Origin of the sequence: Streptomyces spinoverrucosus, assembly GCF_015712165.1 — a bacterium.
Taxonomy (GTDB): Bacteria; Actinomycetota; Actinomycetes; order Streptomycetales; family Streptomycetaceae; genus Streptomyces; species Streptomyces spinoverrucosus_A.
Genome location: NZ_JADPZX010000001.1, coordinates 3,843,106 through 3,863,683 on the forward strand (window position 1 = coordinate 3,843,106; position 20,578 = coordinate 3,863,683).

Below are 20,578 nucleotides of genomic sequence, written 5' to 3' on the forward strand. Positions count from 1 at the left end.
GGCAGGGCCGATCAGAAGGGCGGGAGCTGTGGAACTGCGTCACCTGCGGACGTTCCGGACCGTGGCGCGCACACTCAACTTCACCCGGGCCGCCGCGGAGCTCAACTACGCCCAGTCCAGCGTCACCGAACAGATCCAGGCCCTGGAGACCGAGCTCGCCGCCAAGCTCTTCGACCGCAGCCATCGCAAGCTGTCGCTGACCCCCGCCGGTGAGCGCCTGGTCGAGTACGCCGACCAGATGCTCCTGCTCGCCCAAGAGGCGCGCACTGCCGTCGAGGACGAAGGCCAGGAACCCGGCGGCCAGTTGACCGTCGGCGGGCTGGAAACCCTGTGCGCGCACCGGCTGCCGCCCATCCTCGCCCGCTACCGCCGGCTCTACCCGCGCGTCCAGGTGACGCTGCGCGAGGGCGGCCGCGGCCAGCTCTACGAGTGGGTCCGGCGAGGCGAGATCGACGTCGCGCTCACCTTCGGCCAGGCCCCCCAGGACAAGCTCCTCGCGAGCGAGTCACTCGCCACTGACCGACTCATGGTGGTCACGCCCACGGGGCACCGACTCGCGTCGTACGCCCAGGTCGGCGGCCCGGACCTGCGCGGCGAGTCGTTCCTGGCCACCCCGCAGGGCTGCGGCTTCCGGGAGATGCTCGACACGCTGATCCACACGCTGGGACCGGACGCACCCGTCATCGACACCCAGGTCGCAAGCATGGCCGCGCTGTGCCAGTGCGCGTCCGCGGGCATGGGCTGCGCGCTGCTGCCCGAGATCGCGGTGGTTGGAGCCGCCGCCCGCGGCGAAGTGGCCGCGGTACCTCTGAAGGGCAGCGCCTCGCACACCCAGGTCACGATGACCTGGCTGCGCCGGGCGGAGCTGCGGGCCAGCGTCCCGGCGTTCCTGGGCACGGCCCGCGAGGCCTTCCAGGAGCTCGAACGAGCCGCCTGACGCCGCGACGGGCCTGAACGACACCGGCCTTCGCACCGGACAGTGACGGTCAGGGCATCCTCCAGGATCACTCGACGTACGCCCTCCGATACCGTGGGCTCATACCTTGGTCCCGCACACCTTGTGTACGGCTCAAATAGCTGCCTAAGTTCCAGACCTGAAGTCACGCAATGCCAAGCGGCGCATAACTGTGTGCGGAGGGCAGATGGAAATAGGCACCCTTGGTCCGTTCAGATTTCAGATCAACGGAAACGAAGCGGGCCCCAGAGCACCCAAGATCCGGCAGATGCTCGCGCTGTTCTCCGTGCGCAGCAATCAGGTCGTCCTGATGCAGCACCTGGTGCAGGAACTCTGGTCCGAATACCCGCCGCGCAGTGCGAAGATAACGCTGCAGACCTATATCGTCCGGCTGCGCCAACAGCTCGCCAAAAACCTTGAGGAGAGCGGCACCGCACTCGATCCGAAGGATCTCCTCCAGACCTTCCACGGCGGATATCAGCTCACCGTCGACCCGGCTGTCCTGGAATACCGCCGGTTCGAGGAACTCGCGGCCCGGGGGCGCCGTGAAATCGCCACGGGCGACTATGCTCGCGCCGCGCTGCTCCTGCGGTCGGCCCTGGACATGTGGCGCGGCTCCGCCCTGGTCGACATCAGCACCGGCCCACTGCTGCACGCCCATGTGACCAGGCTGAACAACGCCCGGGTGACCGCTGTCGAACAGCTCATGGAGGCCGAGCTGCGCCAGGGCCGGCATCTGGACATCCTGGGCGATCTCACGGATCTCACTGCCGAGCACCCTTTTCACGAAAACCTGCACGCGCAATTGATGGTCGCCCTGTATCGAGCCGGCCGCCGTTCCCAGGCTCTTGAGGTGTTCGCCGGGCTCCGGAGCGCTCTTGTCACCCACCTGGGTATCGATCCGTCGTACCGGCTGAACCGTCTGCACCGGGCGATCCTCAACGGCGATCAAACCCTTGAAGACCTCCCGCAGTCTGGCGGAATCCTGCTCGACCGCTTCGCAGCCTGACGAACCGCTCGCACTTTCCCGGTGAACTCCTCCCGGTTCGCATCCTCCCGGTCCGTATCTTCCCGGTCCGTAACTTCCCGGTCCGTAACTTCCCGGTCCGCATCCTCCCGGTCCGTATCTTCCCGGTCAACGCTTCCCCGGTGAACACGTCCTGTTTCACGCCTTCCCGGTTCACACCTTTCGAAGGAGACCGTAAGTGAATTCTGCCCAGAACCCGCCCGAGCAGGTGGATGCCATCGTCATCGGTGCCGGCCCGGCGGGCACCACGGCGGCGACCAAGCTCGCCCAGTCGGGGCGCTCCGTGCTCGTTCTCGAACGGCGTTCCCTCCCTCGATTCCACATCGGCGAGTCGCTGCTGCCGCCGATCACGGCCATTCTCGAAGAACTCGGCGCGTACGAGCGCGTCCTGGAGCAGGGGTACGTGCTCAAGCACGGGGCGGAGTTCAGCGGCGGCCGCAAGGGGCGGTTCGGGCGCATCCCGTTCGCCGGGCAGGGGCCCGGCCGCCACCACGTCACGTTCCAGGTCGAGCGGGCTCACTTCGACAAGACGATGGCCGACGTGGCGCAGGACAGCGGTGCCACGGTGCTGCAGGAGGCGACGGTCCACGAACTGCTGCGGGACGGCGACCGGGTCGTGGGCGTGCGCTACGAGTACGGCGGACGCAGCCACACCGCCCACGCGCCGTACGTCATCGACGCCGGCGGCCGAGCCAGCAAGGTGGCACACACCTTCGGGCTGCGCCGCAGCCTCGACAGCCTGCGCATGGTGGCGGCGTACCAGCACTTCCAGGGCCTGGACGAGAAGTACAACCCCGGCGTCGAGGGCGACCTGCAGATCGGCGGCCACGCCGACGGCTGGGTGTGGGCGATCCCGATCTGGTCGGACACCATCAGTGTCGGCGCGGTCATGCCGCGCGACCTCCTGCACGGCGTGGCCGACCGCGAGGCCGTCTTCCGGGACCACGTGTCCCGTATCGCCCGGATCACCCAGCGCCTCACGGGCACGCGGCCCATCGGCGAGCTGAAGGTGGAGACCGACTACTGCTACTACTCCGACACGATCACCGGCGACGGGTGGTTCATGGTCGGCGACTCCGCGACCTTCTTCGACCCGATCTTCTCCGGCGGTGTCTTCCTCGCCATGTGCACCGGCCTGAAGGCCGCCGAAACGGTGGACGCCACCCTGTCCGAGCCGGAGCGCACCGACGAGCTTCAGCTCGCCTACTCCAACTTCTACAAGACCGGCTACGACGTCTACGGACGCCTCATCCACGCCTACTACGAGGCCGGTTACAGCCTGCGCGGCTTTCTGACGGACGCGGGCTTCGAGATCTCCGGTGACCAGCTCGGCACCAACAAGTGGGTCGCGCGGCTGGTCAGCGGTGACTTCTGGAACCCGCGCAACGTCCTGCTCCGGCACCTGCGCGCCCAGTCCAAGTGGGACACCTTCGCCCCGTTCGAGCCCCACTGGGGCTGCCCCTTCTACGAGGAGCTGAACGTGGCGGAGGACGAGGAAACCGCCAGGGAACCCGCCTCCGTGGCGTGACGCCCGGCCCTCCAGGCAGAGCCCCGACGAGCGGAGCGGTTGCGCTGCTCGCCGGGGCTCCCCGTCGTCCGCCCTCTTCCCGCTCCCAGGAGAGCCACCCCATGCGACCTCAGACCTTCGCCGTGATCGGCGGCGGACCCGCCGGTCTCTTCCTCGCCCGACTTGTCAAGATGTCTACCCCGCAGGCCTCGGTCACCGTCTACGAACGCAACGCCGCCGACGCGACCTTCGGCTTCGGAGTCGTCTTCTCCGACCGCACGATGGCCGCCTTCGAGCGAGCCGACCCGGAAACCTGCCGGCGCCTGCGCGAGGCGAGCGTGCAGTGGACCGACATGGAACTGCGACACCAGGGCCGCGCCCTGCGGTACGGCGGCTACGGGTTCACCGCGATCTCCCGCAGGACACTCCTGCGCATCCTCCAGGAGCAGGCCGCGGAGGTCGGCGCCCGGCTGCGCTTCCACCACGAGATTCCGCTCGCGGACGCGGTCGGCGACGCGGATGTCGTAGCGGTCGCGGACGGCGCCAACTCCGCGACCAGAAAGGCGTACGCGCAGGCCTTCGGCACGACCGTCGACGCGTCGGGGCCCCAGTACATCTGGTTCGGGACCCCGGCGCGCTTCGACCGGGTGACCTTCCCCTTCGTACAGACGCGCTTCGGCCCGCTCGCCGCGCACGCCTACCCTTACGAGCCGGGGACCAGCACCTTCATCGTCGAGACGGACACGGCCACCTGGCGGGCGGCGGGAATGGACGTTTCCACGCGGGGGGCGCAGGCCCCGGGCGTGAGCGACATCCACTCCAGGGAACTGCTCGAAGAGATCTTCAAGGAGCATCTGGACGGCCATCCCCTGCTGGTCAACAACAGCAAGTGGGCCTCGTTCCAGGTGGTGCGCAACAACAACTGGTCGCACCGGAACATGGTCCTGCTGGGGGACGCTGCCCACACCGCCCACTTCTCGGTCGGCTCGGGCACCAAGATGGCCATGGAGGACGCGATCGCCCTCGCCGAGGCCCTGGGCTCCGAGGGCACGACGGCCGACGCGTTCCGCGCGTACGAGACCCGGCGGCGCCCGGAGGTGCGGCGCACCCAGGACTGGGCCGCGCCCAGCATGCGGTGGTGGGGCACGTTCGCCCGGCGGCTGCACATGGAGCCGGAGCAGTTCGGCTTCCACTTCCTCACCAGGACCGGAGCCATCTCGTACGCGGGTCTGAAGCGTCGTCACGCGTCGCGTATCGACGAGGTCGAGTCCTGGTTCGCACGCCGGTCGTCTCCCGACGCCCCACGGGAGTCCGGAGCTGCTCGCTCGGCCGTCTCCCTGCCGCTCACCGTGGACGGCACCGTGCTGGCGAACCGCATCGCCACCGTGACGCCACCGGACGCCGTCGAGTCGAGCGCCCGGGCCGGCGGCGGACTCGTCATCGTGGACTGGTCCGCGGACGGCCCCGACGGCGGCAAGGACGCCTGGCTGGCGACGATCGAGCGGGTCCGGGGGCAGGGTGCGCAGCCCATGGCCCTGGTGCGGGCGCAGGACGCGGTCGGCGAGGAGTTCGCGCGAGCGGTGGGGATACGGCTGATCGAGCGGGTGCTGCCCACAACCGCGGCGCTGCGGGACGGTGCGTCGGTGATGGTCGGCGTGGACTGTCCGCCCGTACCCGCGTGGAGCGCCGAGGGCGAGGACTTCGTCCAGTGGTGCGCGGAGCAGACGCGGGCCGGTGCCATCGGCGTACATCTCCGGCTGCGGGAGGACGAGTTGACCGTGGCGGGGTGGATGCGGGCCCTCGGCTACGCGGACCTGGTGCGCGAGCGTTCCCGCAAGGTGGTCCTCCTGGACGCGCCCGACGGTTGGGCGCTCGGCGCTCCCGACTCGCATCGCGGTGAGGGCTGGGGGACGCGGATCCACACGGCCCTGCTGTCCGGCCGACTCGACGCCGTCGTGGCACACCCGCTGGGCCGGACCTGATGCCGGCCCCGGCTCTACTCCGCCTCGGGCGGGGAGGGCCGGGGCCCGCGGGACGCCTGGGCCTCGGAGAGGCCGGCCTCCAGGCGGCGCAGCACCTCAAGGGTCCGGCCGAGCTCGGCGGAGCTCATCCCGCCAACCGCAGCCTGCTCCAACTCCCGCCAGAGCTCCTCCACTTCGTGTCGTAGCGCGCGGCCCTTGTCGCTGAGGGAGACCATCACGATCCGCTGGTTGTCGGGCGGGCGGTGCCGTGTGACGAAGCCCTGGGCCTCCAGGCGCTGGAGCATCTTCGTCACCGTCGACGCCTCCAGCCGGAGCGCCGTCACCAGGTCCCCCTGCGGCTGGTGGTCGCGGTTCCACAAGCGCATCAGCAGCAGCTCCTGCCCGGGGAAGAGGCCCACCCGGCGCAGCAGGGCGCCCGCGAGGTTGCGGTGGGTGCGCGCGATGCTCGCCAGCAGCTGGTTCACCGATCCGTCGTCAAATGCGGAATTCACCTGGCGCGTCCTCCTGCGGTGGACCTCGGCCTACTTCTGCGCAGAGGCTACAAGTACCCTGCCCGGCAACCTGCTTGGACGTGGCGATCCCTTGCCGCCCAACGATTGGTCGGCTAACGTTTAGCCGAGCCAAGTTTCTGCTGCCGGACGCGCCCACCCCCATGTGCGCCGCAAGCGGGCGGCATGTCGCGTTGCCCAGGATCTTCTCGTACGCCCGACGCAGGCAGTGACGAGGGGGCTCCAGTGGTCAGCCAGAATCCGGACACAGAGCACGAAGCGACGGCGAACGAACCGATCGCGGTGATCGGAATGGGCTGCCGGTTCGCCGGCGACATCGACTCTCCCGAGCGGTTCTGGAACTTTCTGATGGCGGGCAGGGACGCCATCAGTGAAATCCCGTCCGAGCGCTGGGAGCCGTACGCCTCCTCCAGCGCGGAGAACGCGGCGCTGCTCAGGCGCACCACACGCTTCGGCGGGTTCCTGACGGACATCCAGGGATTCGACGCGGAGTTCTTCGGCATCACCCCGCGCGAGGCCGAGCTGATGGATCCGCAGCAGCGGATCGTGCTGGAGGTTGCCTGGGAGGCCCTGGAGCACGCCGGTGTTCCGCCGCGCTCTCTCGCCGGCGGCGACACCGGTGTCTTCATCGGTGTCGGCTCGGACGACTACGGACGGCGTCTCCTGGAGGACCTGCCGCGCATCGAGGCGTGGACGGGCATCGGCGGCGCCTTCTGCGCGGTCGCGAACAGGATCTCGTACACGCTCGACCTGCGCGGCTCCAGCGTCGCGGTGGACACCGCGTGCTCCTCGTCCCTGGTCGCCATCCACCAGGCCTGCCAGACCCTGCGCCTGGGCGAGGTGCCACTCGCCCTGGCCGGCGGCGTGATGATCATGGCGGGCCCGGGGCTGACGATGGTCCTGGACGCCGCCGGCGCGACCTCACCGGACGGCCGCTCGAAATCCTTCGACGCCGCCGCCAACGGGTACGGCCGCGGCGAGGGCGCCGGCGTGATCGTCCTCAAGCGGCTCAGCGACGCCCGGCGCGACGGCGACCGTGTCCTTGCGGTGATCCGAGGCAGCGGCATCCACCAGGACGGCAAGACGAAGGGCATCATGGCGCCCAGCCAGGAGGCACAGACACACCTGCTGCGGCGCACCTACGAGCACGCGCAGATCTCCCCCGCCTCCGTCGACTACGTCGAGGCGCACGGCACCGGCACCCGGATGGGCGACCCGATCGAGGCGGGCGCCATGGCCGCCGTGTTCGGCGTGGACCGTCCGGCCAACCGGCCGTGTCTCATCGGGTCGGTCAAGCCCAGCATCGGCCACCTCGAAGCCGGTGCGGGCGTGGCCGGTGTCATCAAGGCCGTACTCGCCCTGCGGCACGCGCAGATACCGCCGACCGCCAACTTCGAGCGGCCCAACCCGGCCATCCCCTGGGCCGAGTCCGGGCTCGAAGTCGTCGCCGAACCGACTCCCTGGCCGCGGACCGACGGGCCGCGCCGGGCCGGTGTGTCCGGCTACGGGTACGGCGGGACCATCAGCCACGTCATCCTGGAGCAGGCGCCCGAGACCCCCGAACCGGCAAAGGACGACCCCGACAGGAAGCCGGTCGCCCGGGTGTACCCGCTCTCCGGCGCATCCGAGGCAGCGGTCCGGGAGTACGCGGGCAGGCTCGCCGACGTGCTGGAGACCGAGCCCACCGCGCCGTCGGCCGCCGCGCTCGGCCACACCCTCGCCCTGCGCAGGTCCCACCTCGCCCATCGCGCGACGGTCGTCGCGGGCGACCGCGCCGAGCTGGTCTCACGGCTGCGGGCGCTGGCCGCCGAGGCGTCCGTACCGGGCGTGGCGCGCGGGCGCAGCGCGTCCGGGGCCGCCGCCGGTGCGGGGCTCGTGTGGGTGTTCTCCGGCCACGGTGCCCAGTGGCTCGGCATGGGCCGCGAACTCCTCGCGACGCACCCGGAGTTCGCGGCCGTCATCGACGAGATCACCCCTGTCTTCATGGCGGAGATCGGCTTCTGTCCGCGCCAGGTCATCAGCGACGGCGAGCTGGGAGACGTCTCCCGGATCCAGCCGATGATCTTCGCCATGCAGGTCGGCCTGGCCGCCGTATGGCGTGCTCTGGGTGTTGTGCCGGACGCGGTGATCGGACACTCGGTGGGCGAGATCGCGGCGGCCGTGACGGCCGGCGTGCTCAGCCTCCAGGACGGTGCGCGGCTGATCTGCCGGCGGTCGATCCTGCTGCGCCGGGTCGCCGGCCTGGGCGGCATGGCGATGGTGAACCTGCCCTTCGAGGAGGCGGCCCGGCGGCTGGCCGAGCGGACCGACGTCGTCGCGGCCATCTCCGCTTCGCCGTCCTCCACCGTGGTGGCCGGGGACGCGGCCGCGGTGGAGTCCGTGAGCGCCCGGTGGAAGGACGACGGGCTCGTCGTACGGCGGGTGGACTCCGATGTGGCCTTCCACAGCAGCCACATGGACCCGCTCCTCGACGAACTCGCCGCCGCCGACCACGACCTGGACATCCGCCCTGCCACGCTCCACGTCTACACGACGGCTCTGGACGATCCTCGCGCGAACCCCCTCCGGTACGGCGGCTACTGGGCTGCCAACCTGCGCAACCCCGTCCGCTTCGCCGAAGCCGTCACGGCCGCGGTCGAGGACGGCTACCGCCGGTTCGTCGAGGTATCCGCGCACCCCGTAGTGGCGCACTCGATCGACGAGACCCTCGACAGCCTCGGCGTCACCGACGCCCTGGTCGCCCACACCCTGCGGCGTGGCAAGCCGGAGCGCGAGACGCTGCTGACCAACCTGGGGGCCCTGCACTGCCACGGCGGCGAGATCGACTGGGCCGCGATGTGGCCCGCGTCCGTCCTCGCCGAACTGCCCCCGCCGGTCTGGCAGCACCGCCCCTACTGGGCCGAGTCCGGGCCCAGGACGGCCGGAGGCGGCGGGCACGACGTGGACAGCCACACCCTGCTCGGCACCCGCGCTGTGGTGACCGCAACGACGCCGCTCCAGGTCTGGCAGACCTACCTCGACGAGACTTGCCGCCCCTACCCGGGCGACCATCCCGTCCAGGGCGTCGAGATCATCCCCGCCACCGTCCTGCTGAACACCTTCTTCACCGCGGCCACCGGCACCGGCGAGCGGCCCGCACTCAGCGACGTGTCACTGCGCGTGCCCGTCTCCGTCACCGCCGCGCGAGAGCTCCAGGTCACCCTCCAGGACGGCACCGTGCGCCTGGCGTCGCGGCTGCTCGGCCAGGGCGCGGACGACGGGGACGGCCCGGCGTGGCTGACCCACACCACGGCGTCGGTGTCGCACGGCGTGACCGTCGCGGACGACCGCGTGCTCCCGCTCACGGACATCCTGAGCCGCTGCACGGAGTCCCTTTCCCCCGACTTCCCCGTCGACCGGCTCGCCTCGATCGGCGTCGCCGCGATGGGGTTCCCGTGGGCCGTCGAGGAACTCCTGAGCGGCCCGGGCGAGTTGCTGGCCCGGGTCCGTGCCGACGGCGAAAGCGAGGAGCTGCCCACCTCCTGGGCCTCCGTCCTCGACGCCGCCCTCTCCGTCGCCTCCGTCGCCTTCGACGGCCCGCCCACGCTGCGCATGCCCGCCCACATCCGGGAGATCGCCCTGCGCGGCGACTCGCCCGCCCGTGTGCTGATCAGCGTGCGGGTGGCCGAGGGTACGGCGGCCGCGGACACCGTGCACGTCGAGATCGCGGACGAGACGGGCCGCGTCGTCGCCACCCTGCGCGCACTGCGCTACGGCGTGCTGGACGGCGACCCAGGCGCGGCGGCCAGCCCCCGTCGTCTCGTCCACGAGATGGTGTGGCGGCCCCTCGAACTCGACGCCTCCTCGACCGAACGTCCTGGCCTCGTCGTGCTGGTCGGCGACGACAGCGCGCTGAAGGCCGCCCTCGCCGAGCGACTGACCACCGCGGGCACCCCCTGCGTGAGCCTGACGACGCCCCGGGAACTGGACACCGTGCGGGAGCGGCTCGGGGCGTCCACGGCCGTGCTGGTGGTGCCCGCGGTCACGGCCACCTCGGAGACCGTGACCGACGCCGCCTTCCGCGCGACCTGGCTGCTGGCCGGCGCCGCGCAGTGGCTCGCCGCCGCGCGGCTCGCGGACCGGCCGAAGCTGTGGTGCCTCACTCAAGGGGTGCACGAGAGCGCCGACGCCACCGGCCTCGGTCACGGCGGCCTCTGGGGGCTCGGCCGGGTGATCGGCGGTGAGCACCCCGACCTGTGGGGCGGACTTGTCGACCTCGCGGCGGACGGTGCGGCGCCGCGCGCCGACGAGATGCTGTCCGTGCTCGGCTCGGTCAGAGGCGAGGACGTCATCGTCGTACGCGACGGGCGGTGGACCATCAGCCGACTCGCACGGCTCGAGAAGGACGCGACCCGGGCCGCGACGGAGTTCCGGGCCGACGGCACCTATCTGATCACGGGTGGTCTCGGCGCACTCGGCCTGGAGATCGCCCACTGGATGGCCGGCCGGGGCGCCCGGCGTCTGGTGCTCGCCGGACGCTCCGGGCTGCCGCCCCGCGAGACCTGGGACTCGGTCGAGGACCCGCGTGTCCAGCGGCAGATCGAGGCCGTACGCTCCCTCGAAGCGCTCGGCGTGACCGTACGGGCCCTCGCCCTGGACATCACCGACCGCGACCAGGCGGCCAAGCTGCTGTCCCCGTCCGAACTGCAACTGCCGCCGGTCAAGGGCGTGGTGCACGCCGCGGGTGTCCTCGACAACCGCATGCTCGCGGACCTGACCGAGGACTCGCTGCGCACGGTGATGCGGCCCAAGGTGGACGGCGCCCTGGTCCTGCACGAGATCTTCCCGCCCGGCAGCGTCGACTTCTTCGCCCTGTTCTCGTCCTGCGGTCTGCTCCTCGGGCTGCCCGGACAGGCCAGCTACGCCTCCGCCAACGCCTTCCTCGACGCCCTGGCCGGTCACCGGCGGGCCGCCGGTGACCATGCCACGGTCAGCTTCGGCTGGACCTCGTGGCGAGGGCTCGGCATGTCGACCTCCTCCGAGGTGATCGACGCCGAACTGGAGGCACGCGGCACCGCCGACATCACCGTGGCGGAGGCGTTCCGCTGCTGGGAACTGGCCGACCGGCACGACAGCGGCTACTACGCCGTCCTGCGCATGCTGCCGCCGACGCCGGGTGCCGTACGGCCGCGGCTGCTCTCCGAGATGACGGTCGACGACGGCGAGGGCACCGCGTCCGGTGACGCCGGCGACGCCGAGTGGCAGTCCCTGTCCCCCGACGAGCTGCACGGCTACCTGGTCGACGCCGTCCGCCAGAGCGTCGCCGACGTCATGAAGACCAGCCCCGCGGATCTCGACGTGCGGGCCCCACTGACGGAGTTGGGCCTCGACTCGGTGATGACCGTGGTCGTGCGCCGGCGTCTGGAGAAGCGGTTCCGGCTCGCTCTGCCGGCCACGCTGCTGTGGGAGCGGCCCTCGGTGGAGGCCGTGGCCGGATTCCTGCGCGGCGAACTCTCGCCGGGTGATGCGGACACGGACCCGCCCTCCGACATCGCGCCCGCCGGCGAACGGACCGACGCCGAACTCCTCGTCGGCTGATCAGGCGACCGGCCGGCGCCACCACCGGCGCCGGCCCCCGATCCGTGCGTACAGGACCGCAGAAACAGGAGAAACCCATGACACGAGCGGGTGTCGTCCCCTGGCCTGAGGAGTTCGTCCGGCAGTACGTCGCGAAGGGCTACTGGCGGCAGCGACCGCTGGGTGCGCTGATGTGGGAGTGGGCGGACGCGTACGGGCCGCGCGTGGCCCTGGTCGACGGCGACCGGCGCGTCACCTACCGGGAACTGGCCGAGACCGCCGACAACCTGGCGGAGGGCATGGCCGGCACCGGCCTGAAGCGCGGCGACAACATCCTCGTCCAGCTTCCCAACTGCTGGGAGTTCATCGCCCTCGTCCTCGCCTGCGCCCGGCTGGGTGTGGCGCCGGTTCTCGCCCTGCCCCCGCACCGCGAGCACGAGCTGACGTACATGGCCGAACTCGCCGAGGTCTCGGCCGTGGTGGCGCCCGGCAGCTGGCGCGGCTTCGACCACCAGTCGCTCGCCGAACACGTCGCACGGACACGCGGCCACGGATGCCGGGTCCTGATCGTCGGGGACACCGTGCGTCCCGGCAACGTCGACCTGCGGGCGCTGATGACCGCCGCCACCGGTGACCCCGCCGCCCGGCGGCACAGGTTGGACACCTTGGCCCCCGACGCGAGCGAGGTGCTGCTGTTCTTGCTGTCGGGCGGAACCACGGGCCTGCCGAAGATCATCGCCAGGACGCACAACGACTACGAGTACAACGCCCGCCGCAGCGGCGAGGTCTGCGGCTACGGCCGGGACACGGTCTATCTCGCCGTCCTGCCCGTCGCGCACAACTTCGCCCTGGCCAGCCCCGGCGTGCTCGCGGCGCTGATGAGCGGCGGCCGGGCCGTACTGATGCCGTCGCCGAACCCCGAGGCCGCCTTCGCCGCCGTGGAAAGGGAACGGGCGACAGTCACCTCGCTCGTCCCCGCCGTGGCCCGACGGTGGCTGGAGGCCGCGGCGAAGGACCACCACGACCTGTCCAGCCTGAGGGTGGTCCAGGTCGGTGGGTCCGTGCTGTCCTCCGCCGAGGCGCAGAGCCTCCTGGGCGGTCTCGGCGGGCGGCTCCAGCAGGTCTTCGGGATGGCCGAGGGTCTTCTCAACTACACGCGGCTCGACGACCCCGACCACCTGGTCCTCACCACCCAGGGGCGGCCCATCTGCCCCGACGACGAGATCCTCCTCGTCGACGAGGACGACGTGCCCGTACCCCCGGGGCGGCCGGGCCGCCTCCTGACCCGCGGCCCCTACACGCCCAGGGGCTACTTCGCCGCGCCCGAGCACAACGCGCGTGCCTTCACCGCGGACGGCTGGTACCGAACGGGCGACGTCGTGCACCGGGACGCGGCAGGCAATGTCACCGTGGAAGGCCGCACGAAGGACCTGATCAACCGCGGCGGCGAAAAGATCTCCGCCGACGAGGTCGAGGATCTGGTGCGCAGCCTGCCTCAGGTCGCGGACGTCGCCGTGGTGCCCGCACCGCACCGGGAGCTGGGCGAGTCGGTGTGCGCCTGTGTCGTCCTCAAGGGCGGGCAGACCCTCGACCTCGCGGACATCCAGCGCCTGTTCCACGAGCGCGGTGTGGCCGCCTTCAAGACCCCGGAACTGCTCATGTTCCTCCCCGCGCTGCCCCAGACGCCGGTCGGAAAGATCGACAAGAAAGCCCTGCGGAAGCTGGCCGAACCAGCCGTCCCCACCCGGCCGACACCCGGCCGGGCCCGGCCCGCGCGGGTGACCGCGCTCCCGCGCCCGTAACGGCAGCCCACCCGTACGCCAGGAAAGGAAACGAGGATGGAATCCACCGGCAGCCCCACTCCGCACGACCGGCTCACGCTCCGGGGAGTCGACCACCTGGCCCACGTCACCTGGGACCCCGAGGCCACCGTGAGCTTCTACCGCGACGCTCTCGGCCTGCCGCTCGTCCACGCCGTCACGGGAACCGGCTGGCTGTCGGAGAACTTCCCGGACTTCGTCCACTTCTTCTTCGCCCTCGGCAACGGCAACCACCTGGCCTTCTTCTACTACTTCGACCTCCCCCAGGACCAGGCCCCCGACGACCTCATGCACGTGTCACGGCACATCGCCCTGCACGTCGACACCGAGGAAGAGCTCCTTGCCTGGCGCGGCAGGCTCAAGGCCGCCGGAATCCGGGTCACGCCACCGCTGGCCCACGAGATGATCGAATCCATCTACTTCGACGACCCGAACGGCATCCAGCTCGAAATCACCCGTCCGCTGCGGGAGTTCGGGGGCATCGACGCGCGCGACGCCGAGCTGACCGTGGCCGCGCTGACCGACGTGGTCCGCAAAGGCGATCCGTCGCTCAAGGCCACCTGGCAGCGCAAGGCCGAACTGATCGCCGCACGACACGAGAGGGACACCAACTGATGGCCACCCTGTACATCCTCGACGTCCCCGAATTCCGGGCCCTGTTGGACGCGGTCACCAGCGATACCGCAACGACCGAGACCGTCGGCGACTACGTGTGCGTCACCACCGCCGAGGGACCGCTCGTTCTGGAGCGCGAGCGGATCGGCGCCCGTGACGCCGTCTGGTTCTCCGCGCTGACCGGCGGATACAGCGGAACCATGGCCAGGTTCGACAAGTCCGTGCTCCGGCTGGAAGATTGAGACCGGTCGGCATGACTCACCAGTCAGCTGCGCAGGCACCGGGCAATGGGCTTCGCATCTTCGGCGGCGCGCTGAGGGTGTCTCGGCGCCGGCCGGTTACGGCGGCATCTTCCGTGCGCGGGCGGCGCCGCGTACAGCCCGGCACTGGCGGACTTCGTGTTCATGGTCCGGTGCCGCGGATCTCACTGATCCTTCCGGCGGAGCAGGAAGTCGTCGACCGGTTGGGGCTTCCTGCGCTGCCTGCGAACGACATCGCTCGGCGAGGGAACAGGCCGGGGCGGCACGGGCTGCTCCGCAACGGCCCGGTTGTCCGCCTCGTCCGGTGCTCCGGAGCTGTGCGGGACGGCCTCCCGTACGGCGGTGCCCTCGTCGGTCGTCCCCGGATCGCCCGTCTCCCGCTCGGCAGCCGCTGCCCCGGCCGGTGACGCACCGGCCGACGGTGCTACGGCTCGGGTGATCTCGTCGCGGTAGTCCTCGGCCGTGCGCTCGACACAGCACAGCTGCCGCCGCAGCACCACCTCCGGACCGCTTCCAACGGACAACAACGTGCGGCGAGGTTCTGGCGGCCTATCGACGTGACCGCCGCTCCGGATCCCGCCAAAAGGCGATCACGGCCGAAACGGCCGCGGTCGCCACGAGGCTCCCCAGCATCACCATCCCCACCCCGATCACGAACAGGCCGCTGGAGTCGTCCGACCAGTCGTAGTACGCCGCTGCGGTCAGGGCGCCCGTGGTGCCGAGTACGGCGCCTGCGACGTAGCGCCGGGATGCCGCCCAGTACACCGGGGCCAGCAGAGTCAGTACCAGGCCGATCACCTGCCACGCCTCGTACGGGCCGCTCGTCGTGCCGTCGGGTTGCACGTCACGGTGCTGGTCCCAGCCCAGCCAGGCGGCCCACGCCGCCAGTGCTACCGCGGCCGGGACGAGGATCGGCGACAGCTGGGGAACGGGTTTCGGGAGTCCTTGGCGCATGGGCCAAGCGTTCCGGCTCACCCCCGCACCCGAACAGAGCGCGAGTACTCACCTCTGCCTGAGTACAGCGACGCCGCAGAGTGTCGGTGAGGACCTTCGCGGGACCCCTCCCGGCTCCACCCCGGTAAACAGTGGGCACCGATGTGAGGACCCACCGCACCACCCAACCCCCACCCCGGAGGCCCGCATGACGCGCGCCCAGTCCGTCGTACGCGCAGCCCTCGCCGCGCTGAGCGGCGTCGCCCTCCTGTCGGCCTGTGGGGAGTCCGAACCCGGGATCTCCGGGCCGGAGTTGTTCCGGGAGTACACGAGGTCCACCGACGTCGAGAACGACAAGTTCCCCACCGACGACGAGTACTCGAGCGAGGACCGGCTCGCCAACTTCGCCGCCCGCTACACGCCCGAGCAGTTGCAGTACGCCCTCCTCGCGGCCACCCCCTGCGACGACGCCGCGACCGAGCCCCCGTGCGCGCCCGACGCGGACGTCCGCGACGCGGCGGAGGACTTCGCCGGGGCCTCCGGCAAGCTGTACCAGCGGTCCGTGGTCGTGAAGCACGAGGACGGATCCCTGGAGTTGGTGACCCTGTACGTGGCTCAGTCCGGCGGCAAGGAGACCGCGCTCATCGACTCCGACGGCGCCGTCTACACCGGTGGTCTCGACGACTTCCGGCGGAACAACGAGATCTTCCGCTCGGACGACACCATCCTCACGCCCGAGGGCATCGACGCCGTCCCGGGTGAGGGGGAGGTCGTCGCCGTCTCGGGGCACACGCCCCCGAACTGGGTGCCGTGGATCGTCGGCGGCGCCGCCGTCGTGGTGTTGCCCGTGGCCGGGGTCGCCGCGGGGCGGTGGCTGGCGCCCCGGCGCCGGATCAGGACACGACAGAGCCCGCCGAGCCCCACCGGCTGATCACTCGCCGTCCTTCACCTTCGGCTGCTTCGGCAGCATGATCATGCGGGCGACCACGAACGTCACCGGGATCGCCGCCATCGAGGCGATCAGCGGGGCGAGGCGGTTGCCGGCGTGCAGGACGTCGACTATCACGTACACGCCCGCCGTGGTGACCACGAAGCTCGTGGCGTTCGTCAAGGGGAAGAGGAGGAACTTCCGCCACGTGGGGCGGGTTCGGTACGTGAAATAGGTGTTGAGGAAGAACGATCCCGTCATGCTCAGGGCCGTCGCGACGACGTGTGCGGCCAGGTACGGCATGTGGGGCAGGAACAGGAGATAAAGGCCGTAGTACGTCCCGGTGTTGATGACACCGATCACGGCGAAGGTCAATACCTGCCCCGTGATCGGGCGCGGCCGGGCAGGGTGCGTGGCCGTTGGGGTGCCGGCCAGAGAATTCAGCTCACTCATCAGGGAATGAGATCCCTCGTCCTGCCGCCCGCCCTGCGTTCGGGCGTTCCTTCCACATTCGTCGCCTTCACCAGGAAGTGCGGGCGGCCCTTCACCTCGTAGTAGATCCGGCCCGTGTACTCGCCGATGATCCCCAGCATGATCATCTGCATGCCGGCCGCCGCCGTGACGGCGGTGATGATCGTGACGTAACCGGGCGTGTCCACGCCGTTGACCAGTGCGGCGATCACGATCCACGCCGTGTACAGGCCGGTGCACAGCAGCAGGCCCATGCCGAGGTAGAGGGCCGCCCTCAGTGGTCTGTTGTTGAAGGAGATCAGGCCGTCCATGCCGTAGTTGAGCAGGCCCCGCAGCGTCCACGAGCTGCGGCCGTGCTCGCGTACGGCGTTCTCGTACTCGAAGGTCGTGCTGGGGAAGCCCACCCACGCGAACAGGCCCTTGGAGAAGCGGTTGTACTCCGTGAGGTCCAGGACCGAGTCCACCACCCGGCGGGACAGCAGCCGGAAGTCGCCCACGCCGTCCATGAGTTCCACGTCCACCAGCCGGTTGACGAGGCGGTAGTAGAGGCGTGCCGTCACCGTGCGGAGCATTCCGTCGCCGGTCCTGGTGCGCTTCGCGATGACCTGGTCGTGGCCCTCTCTGTGCAGCTCCACCATGCGGTGGATCAGTTCGGGCGGGTGCTGGAGGTCCGCGTCCATGATGATCACGGCGTCTCCGGAGGCATGCCGCAGACCGGCGAGGAGGGCCGCCTCCTTGCCGAAGTTGCGGCTGAAGGAGACGTAGCGCACGCGCGCGTCCATCTCGGCCAGCTGCTTCAGCAGCAGCAGCGTGCGGTCGCGGCTGCCGTCGTCGACGTACACGAACTCCATGTCGTGGCCCAGTGGCAGGAGTTCCTCCGCGACCTTCTGGACCGCCTCGTGGAAGCGTTCGATGACGTCTTCCTCGTTGAAACAGGGCGCGACGATCGATATCAGCATGGTTCCCCCAGGTGCTCGGTCTTCGGTTTTCGGCGGGCGCCGTGGCCGGTCATGCGCTCGCCCGCTCGGGTAGTGGAGTCGTCGGTCGGGGCGGGGCGGGGTGGGGCGTGGTACGTCGTCGAAGGCGGCGGTCGCGTACGGCGGCGAGGGCGGCCAGCGCGAGCAGGGTCAGCAGTGACGCCCCGCCGACCGCGCCGCCCAGCCGCAGGCCTGGTGGGTGGAACGTGCAGGTGACGATCGTGGCGGAGCCGTTCAGGGGTACGGCGATCAGGCCGTAGTACTGGCCTGCGGGTACGGCCGGATCGTCCCCCGTCGCGCAGCGCCAGCCCGCGATCCGGGGCGCCGCGATCACGGCCGTTCCCCTGCTGCCGGGCGGGAGTTCGGCGCGGATCTCGCCGCTGTCGGAGACCGTCGTCCTCGTGGCGCCGGTGGCCGTGAGCCGTTCGGCCGCCGTGCGCAGGCGCGCGGTGTCCAGGCAGCCGACCGCGTCTTCGGGGACGACGCTCTCGCGGTCGGGGGACAGTTCGATGCGCAGGCGGCCGGACGCGGGGACCGCGCCGAGTCGCTGCATGGCGGCGATCTTGGTCACGGGGTGGTCCGCCCGGAAGCGGCCCGTCAGGCCGTCGGCCGTGGCGCCGGAGAGGCGCGCGGTGCCGGAGAAGTGCGGCGCCCACAGGTAGACCTCGTCGCCGGTGGGGCAGTTGGCCGTGATCGTCGGCCTGCGCCCGTTCGCTCCTCCGCCCTCCATGCGTACGCCCGGGCGGTCGTCCGTGCTGCGCGGCGGCGGGGTGCCGTCCGCCGTGCGTACGGTGATGCGGGGGACGGTGTAGACGCGGGCGCCCAGCAGCAGTTCCTGGTTGCGGTACGGCGAGGGGCCGAAGTCGGCGACCGTCCGGCGCGCGTCGGTCGGCCGCACCGTGACCAGCGACGGCACCTCCTGGCGGGACACGCTCACCGTGCCGCCCTCGTTCCGGAACCACCTCTGGTGCGGGTCCGGCGGGGAGTGCACCCGTGCGCCGACGGAGAAGATCACGTCCGTCACGGCGTTGTCGAGGCTCTGCACATTGCGGCCGCGCGAGGTCCAGCCGTCCCCGAGGGCGGTGAGGGTGCGGCTGAGGACGTCGGAGGTGAGGCTGCTGTAGTACTGGGCGCCCTGCCCGCCGACCATCAGCGGGTCGTTGCCCACGGTCTGTTCCCGGCCCGGGTCGGTGCGGTACCGGGGCCATCCGTCGGCCTGCGCGATCGCCTCCGCCTGCCGGTCCTGCCGGGCTCCCCAGGTCGCGTAGTCGTCCATGTGCCCCAGGCGCAGCCGGCCGGCCACGGCGGAGGTCGCGGTGGCCTCGCCGAGTTGCGTACCGACGAGCAGCGTCACGGCCAGCGCCGGCAGCACGACACGGCTTTTGGCACCCAGGCGCGCGCCCCGGGCCTGGCGGACGGCGAGCAGCGCCAGCCCGCCCACCGCCCCCAGCACGGCCACGAAGAACACCGGCCAGGCGAACGGCCGTATCAGATAGCTTCCGCTCGCCACGACCGCGATCAACGCCAGTAGCCCACCCGCGGCGCCCAACTCCCGCCACCTGGGCATCCCGTACGCCAGCGCGTGCCACGCCGCGATCACCAGCAGCGCGCACAGCACGAACGTCTGCCGGTACGGGCTGCCCTGCGGTGTCGCGAAGGCGTGCCAGAGCAGATGCGTCGGGCCCCACTGCAACGACAGCGCGACGGCGACCACCAGCAGCGTCCAGCCGTACCGCACGCGCCGGGGCACCGCCCGGTGGAAGGGCAGGGCGAGGGCCAGCAGCAGCGCGGTGGTCCCGACGTACACGGCCGGCGAGCCGAAGCCGTATGTCGCGGGCAGCAGCCGGGCCAGCACGTCCTCCGTGGGCACCGGCACGAACTCCCGGACCCGGCCGGGGTAGGCGTGCTTGGTGCCGAAGTACACGACCGTCACCAGCGGCGCGGCCAGGCCCACGCCGAGGCCGACGGTGAGCACCGCCCGGCCAGCCGCGCCGAGCTTCTGCCGCAGCGGGGCCGAGGCGAGCGCAAGCCGGAGCAGCAGCACCAGGCCGGCGGCGAGGGTGGCCATGTACGCCGTGTAGAAGTTGGCGATCCAGGCGACCGCCACGATCAGCACACCGAGCACCTGGCGCAGCCGGCGGCCCCGGACCCCGTCCTGGTCCCGGTCCCGCAGCGTCCACTCACCGACCAGGCACAGCAGCGGCAGCGCGACGAGGCCGTCCAGCCACATCGTGTTGTACGAGGAACTCGCCAGCGTCCAGCCGCACAGGGCGTACGACGCGCCGAGCAGACCCGCCGCCCACCAGCGGCCGGGGCGCATGGTGAGCAGCAGCCAGGCCATCGCGGCGGCGGCCGACGCCACCTTGAGCACCGTGACGACGTACACCGCGAGGTCGATCTCGTCCCGTGGGAACACCGCGACCAGCAGGGCGAACGGGCTGCTGAGGTACGTACCGAGGTCGGGCAGGAAGCTGGAGCCGTAGCCGGACTGCCAGTTGAAGAGGAAGCCGCCGTCGGCCCTGCCGTGCAGGAGGTCCCAGAGGTGGGCGTGGAACGGGACGTACTGGTTGCCCAGGTCGTTGACGTTCCGGGTGTCGGGGCCGAAGGGGTAGGTGCGGGCGATGGCGTCGGCGGCGCAGAACGCGGTGACGGTGAGGACCGCGGCGAGCAGCGCGGCGACGATCCTCGGTTCGCGGTGGGGCGTCGGTTTCACACCCTGTCCCTGTCCGGACGGCACCACCGGTTTCCGTGACCCGTGCCACGTCTGTGCGAGCAGACCATTCTGGGCAGTCCTCCTGAGGAATGGGAAACGCGCCGCAATTCGTCCGGAGTGCGGCTCCTGCGCGCGTCCTCGTCCGCCGTCTTAGATGAATCCCGGATCCGAATGGTTGTGCACCGGACGGAAGTAGGAGGGAAGAAACCGAATACGTAGGAAGGCATTCCGGTTTCAGAAGAAATTCCGGTGAAACTGGTTATCGCCAGGTGAATGAAGGGTGTCATTCCAGCAACGCAGGCCGCCCCGGAGGCGTTCGCCCGGA

15 protein-coding genes are annotated in these 20,578 nt (G+C 70.9%); 9 read left to right on the forward strand and 6 right to left on the reverse strand.

Annotated elements, in window-relative coordinates; all coding sequences use genetic code 11:
- The first annotated feature begins 28 nt into the window (after positions 1-28).
- The 4 genes from I2W78_RS17275 to I2W78_RS17290 all read left to right on the forward strand — a co-directional run bounded on the left by I2W78_RS17275 (position 29) and on the right by I2W78_RS17290 (position 5,471).
- Entirely contained in the window at positions 29-937 is a 909-nt protein-coding gene (locus tag I2W78_RS17275; RefSeq protein ID WP_307783706.1) for a LysR family transcriptional regulator, read from the forward strand.
- A gap of 205 nt (positions 938-1,142) precedes the next feature.
- Positions 1,143-1,964, forward strand: coding sequence for an AfsR/SARP family transcriptional regulator (locus I2W78_RS17280; RefSeq protein WP_196460963.1), 822 nt, complete (start codon positions 1,143-1,145; stop codon positions 1,962-1,964).
- Between the two features lie 196 nt (positions 1,965-2,160).
- Positions 2,161-3,510 (forward strand): NAD(P)/FAD-dependent oxidoreductase, encoded by a 1,350-nt coding sequence (locus I2W78_RS17285; protein ID WP_196460965.1) that lies wholly within the window; start codon positions 2,161-2,163, stop codon positions 3,508-3,510.
- A 101-nt stretch (positions 3,511-3,611) separates the two neighbouring features.
- On the forward strand, positions 3,612-5,471 hold the full coding sequence (locus I2W78_RS17290) for an FAD-dependent monooxygenase (protein ID WP_196460967.1): 1,860 nt from the start codon (positions 3,612-3,614) through the stop codon (positions 5,469-5,471).
- A gap of 14 nt (positions 5,472-5,485) precedes the next feature.
- Here the strand turns inward: I2W78_RS17290 and I2W78_RS17295 are convergent, their stop codons facing one another.
- Positions 5,486-5,962 carry a MarR family winged helix-turn-helix transcriptional regulator gene (locus I2W78_RS17295; protein ID WP_196460969.1) on the reverse strand — a complete coding sequence of 159 codons (477 nt, stop codon included), beginning with the start codon at positions 5,960-5,962 and terminating at the stop codon, positions 5,486-5,488.
- 243 nt (positions 5,963-6,205) lie between these two features.
- On the opposite strand from I2W78_RS17295, the gene I2W78_RS17300 reads away from it, so the two are divergent.
- From I2W78_RS17300 to I2W78_RS17315, 4 genes are all read left to right on the forward strand, one after another.
- Positions 6,206-11,557 carry a type I polyketide synthase gene (locus tag I2W78_RS17300; protein ID WP_307783707.1) on the forward strand — a complete coding sequence of 1,784 codons (5,352 nt, stop codon included), beginning with the start codon at positions 6,206-6,208 and terminating at the stop codon, positions 11,555-11,557.
- Positions 11,558-11,634: 77 nt separating this feature from the next.
- Positions 11,635-13,338, forward strand: coding sequence for a (2,3-dihydroxybenzoyl)adenylate synthase (locus tag I2W78_RS17305; protein ID WP_196460973.1), 1,704 nt, complete (start codon positions 11,635-11,637; stop codon positions 13,336-13,338).
- Positions 13,339-13,374: 36 nt separating this feature from the next.
- A complete protein-coding gene (locus tag I2W78_RS17310; protein WP_196460975.1) occupies positions 13,375-13,971 on the forward strand; it encodes a VOC family protein in 597 nt (198 codons plus the stop codon).
- On the forward strand, positions 13,971-14,213 hold the full coding sequence (locus I2W78_RS17315; RefSeq protein ID WP_196460977.1) for a hypothetical protein: 243 nt from the start codon (positions 13,971-13,973) through the stop codon (positions 14,211-14,213). The genes I2W78_RS17310 and I2W78_RS17315 overlap by 1 nt, the downstream gene beginning before the upstream one ends.
- A 182-nt stretch (positions 14,214-14,395) precedes the next feature.
- Here the strand turns inward: I2W78_RS17315 and I2W78_RS17320 are convergent, their stop codons facing one another.
- Both I2W78_RS17320 and I2W78_RS17325 read right to left on the reverse strand, forming a co-directional pair.
- On the reverse strand, positions 14,396-14,755 hold the full coding sequence (locus I2W78_RS17320) for a hypothetical protein (protein ID WP_196460979.1): 360 nt from the start codon (positions 14,753-14,755) through the stop codon (positions 14,396-14,398).
- Positions 14,756-14,780: 25 nt separating this feature from the next.
- Positions 14,781-15,185, reverse strand: coding sequence for a hypothetical protein (locus I2W78_RS17325; protein ID WP_196460981.1), 405 nt, complete (start codon positions 15,183-15,185; stop codon positions 14,781-14,783).
- 187 nt (positions 15,186-15,372) lie between these two features.
- Here I2W78_RS17325 and I2W78_RS17330 point away from each other — a divergent pair, with 187 nt between their 5' ends.
- Positions 15,373-16,095 carry a hypothetical protein gene (locus I2W78_RS17330; RefSeq protein WP_196460983.1) on the forward strand — a complete coding sequence of 241 codons (723 nt, stop codon included), beginning with the start codon at positions 15,373-15,375 and terminating at the stop codon, positions 16,093-16,095.
- On the opposite strand, the gene I2W78_RS17335 is transcribed toward I2W78_RS17330, so the two are convergent.
- Genes I2W78_RS17335 through I2W78_RS17345 form a run of 3 tightly spaced genes read right to left on the reverse strand, consistent with a single transcriptional unit; the run spans position 16,096 to position 20,253 of the window.
- Positions 16,096-16,545 (reverse strand): GtrA family protein, encoded by a 450-nt coding sequence (locus tag I2W78_RS17335; protein ID WP_196460985.1) that lies wholly within the window; start codon positions 16,543-16,545, stop codon positions 16,096-16,098.
- Positions 16,545-17,522 (reverse strand): glycosyltransferase family 2 protein, encoded by a 978-nt coding sequence (locus tag I2W78_RS17340; RefSeq protein WP_196460987.1) that lies wholly within the window; start codon positions 17,520-17,522, stop codon positions 16,545-16,547. The genes I2W78_RS17335 and I2W78_RS17340 overlap by 1 nt, the downstream gene beginning before the upstream one ends.
- A gap of 49 nt (positions 17,523-17,571) precedes the next feature.
- Positions 17,572-20,253, reverse strand: coding sequence for a YfhO family protein (locus I2W78_RS17345; RefSeq protein ID WP_196460989.1), 2,682 nt, complete (start codon positions 20,251-20,253; stop codon positions 17,572-17,574).
- Positions 20,254-20,578 lie beyond the last annotated feature (325 nt).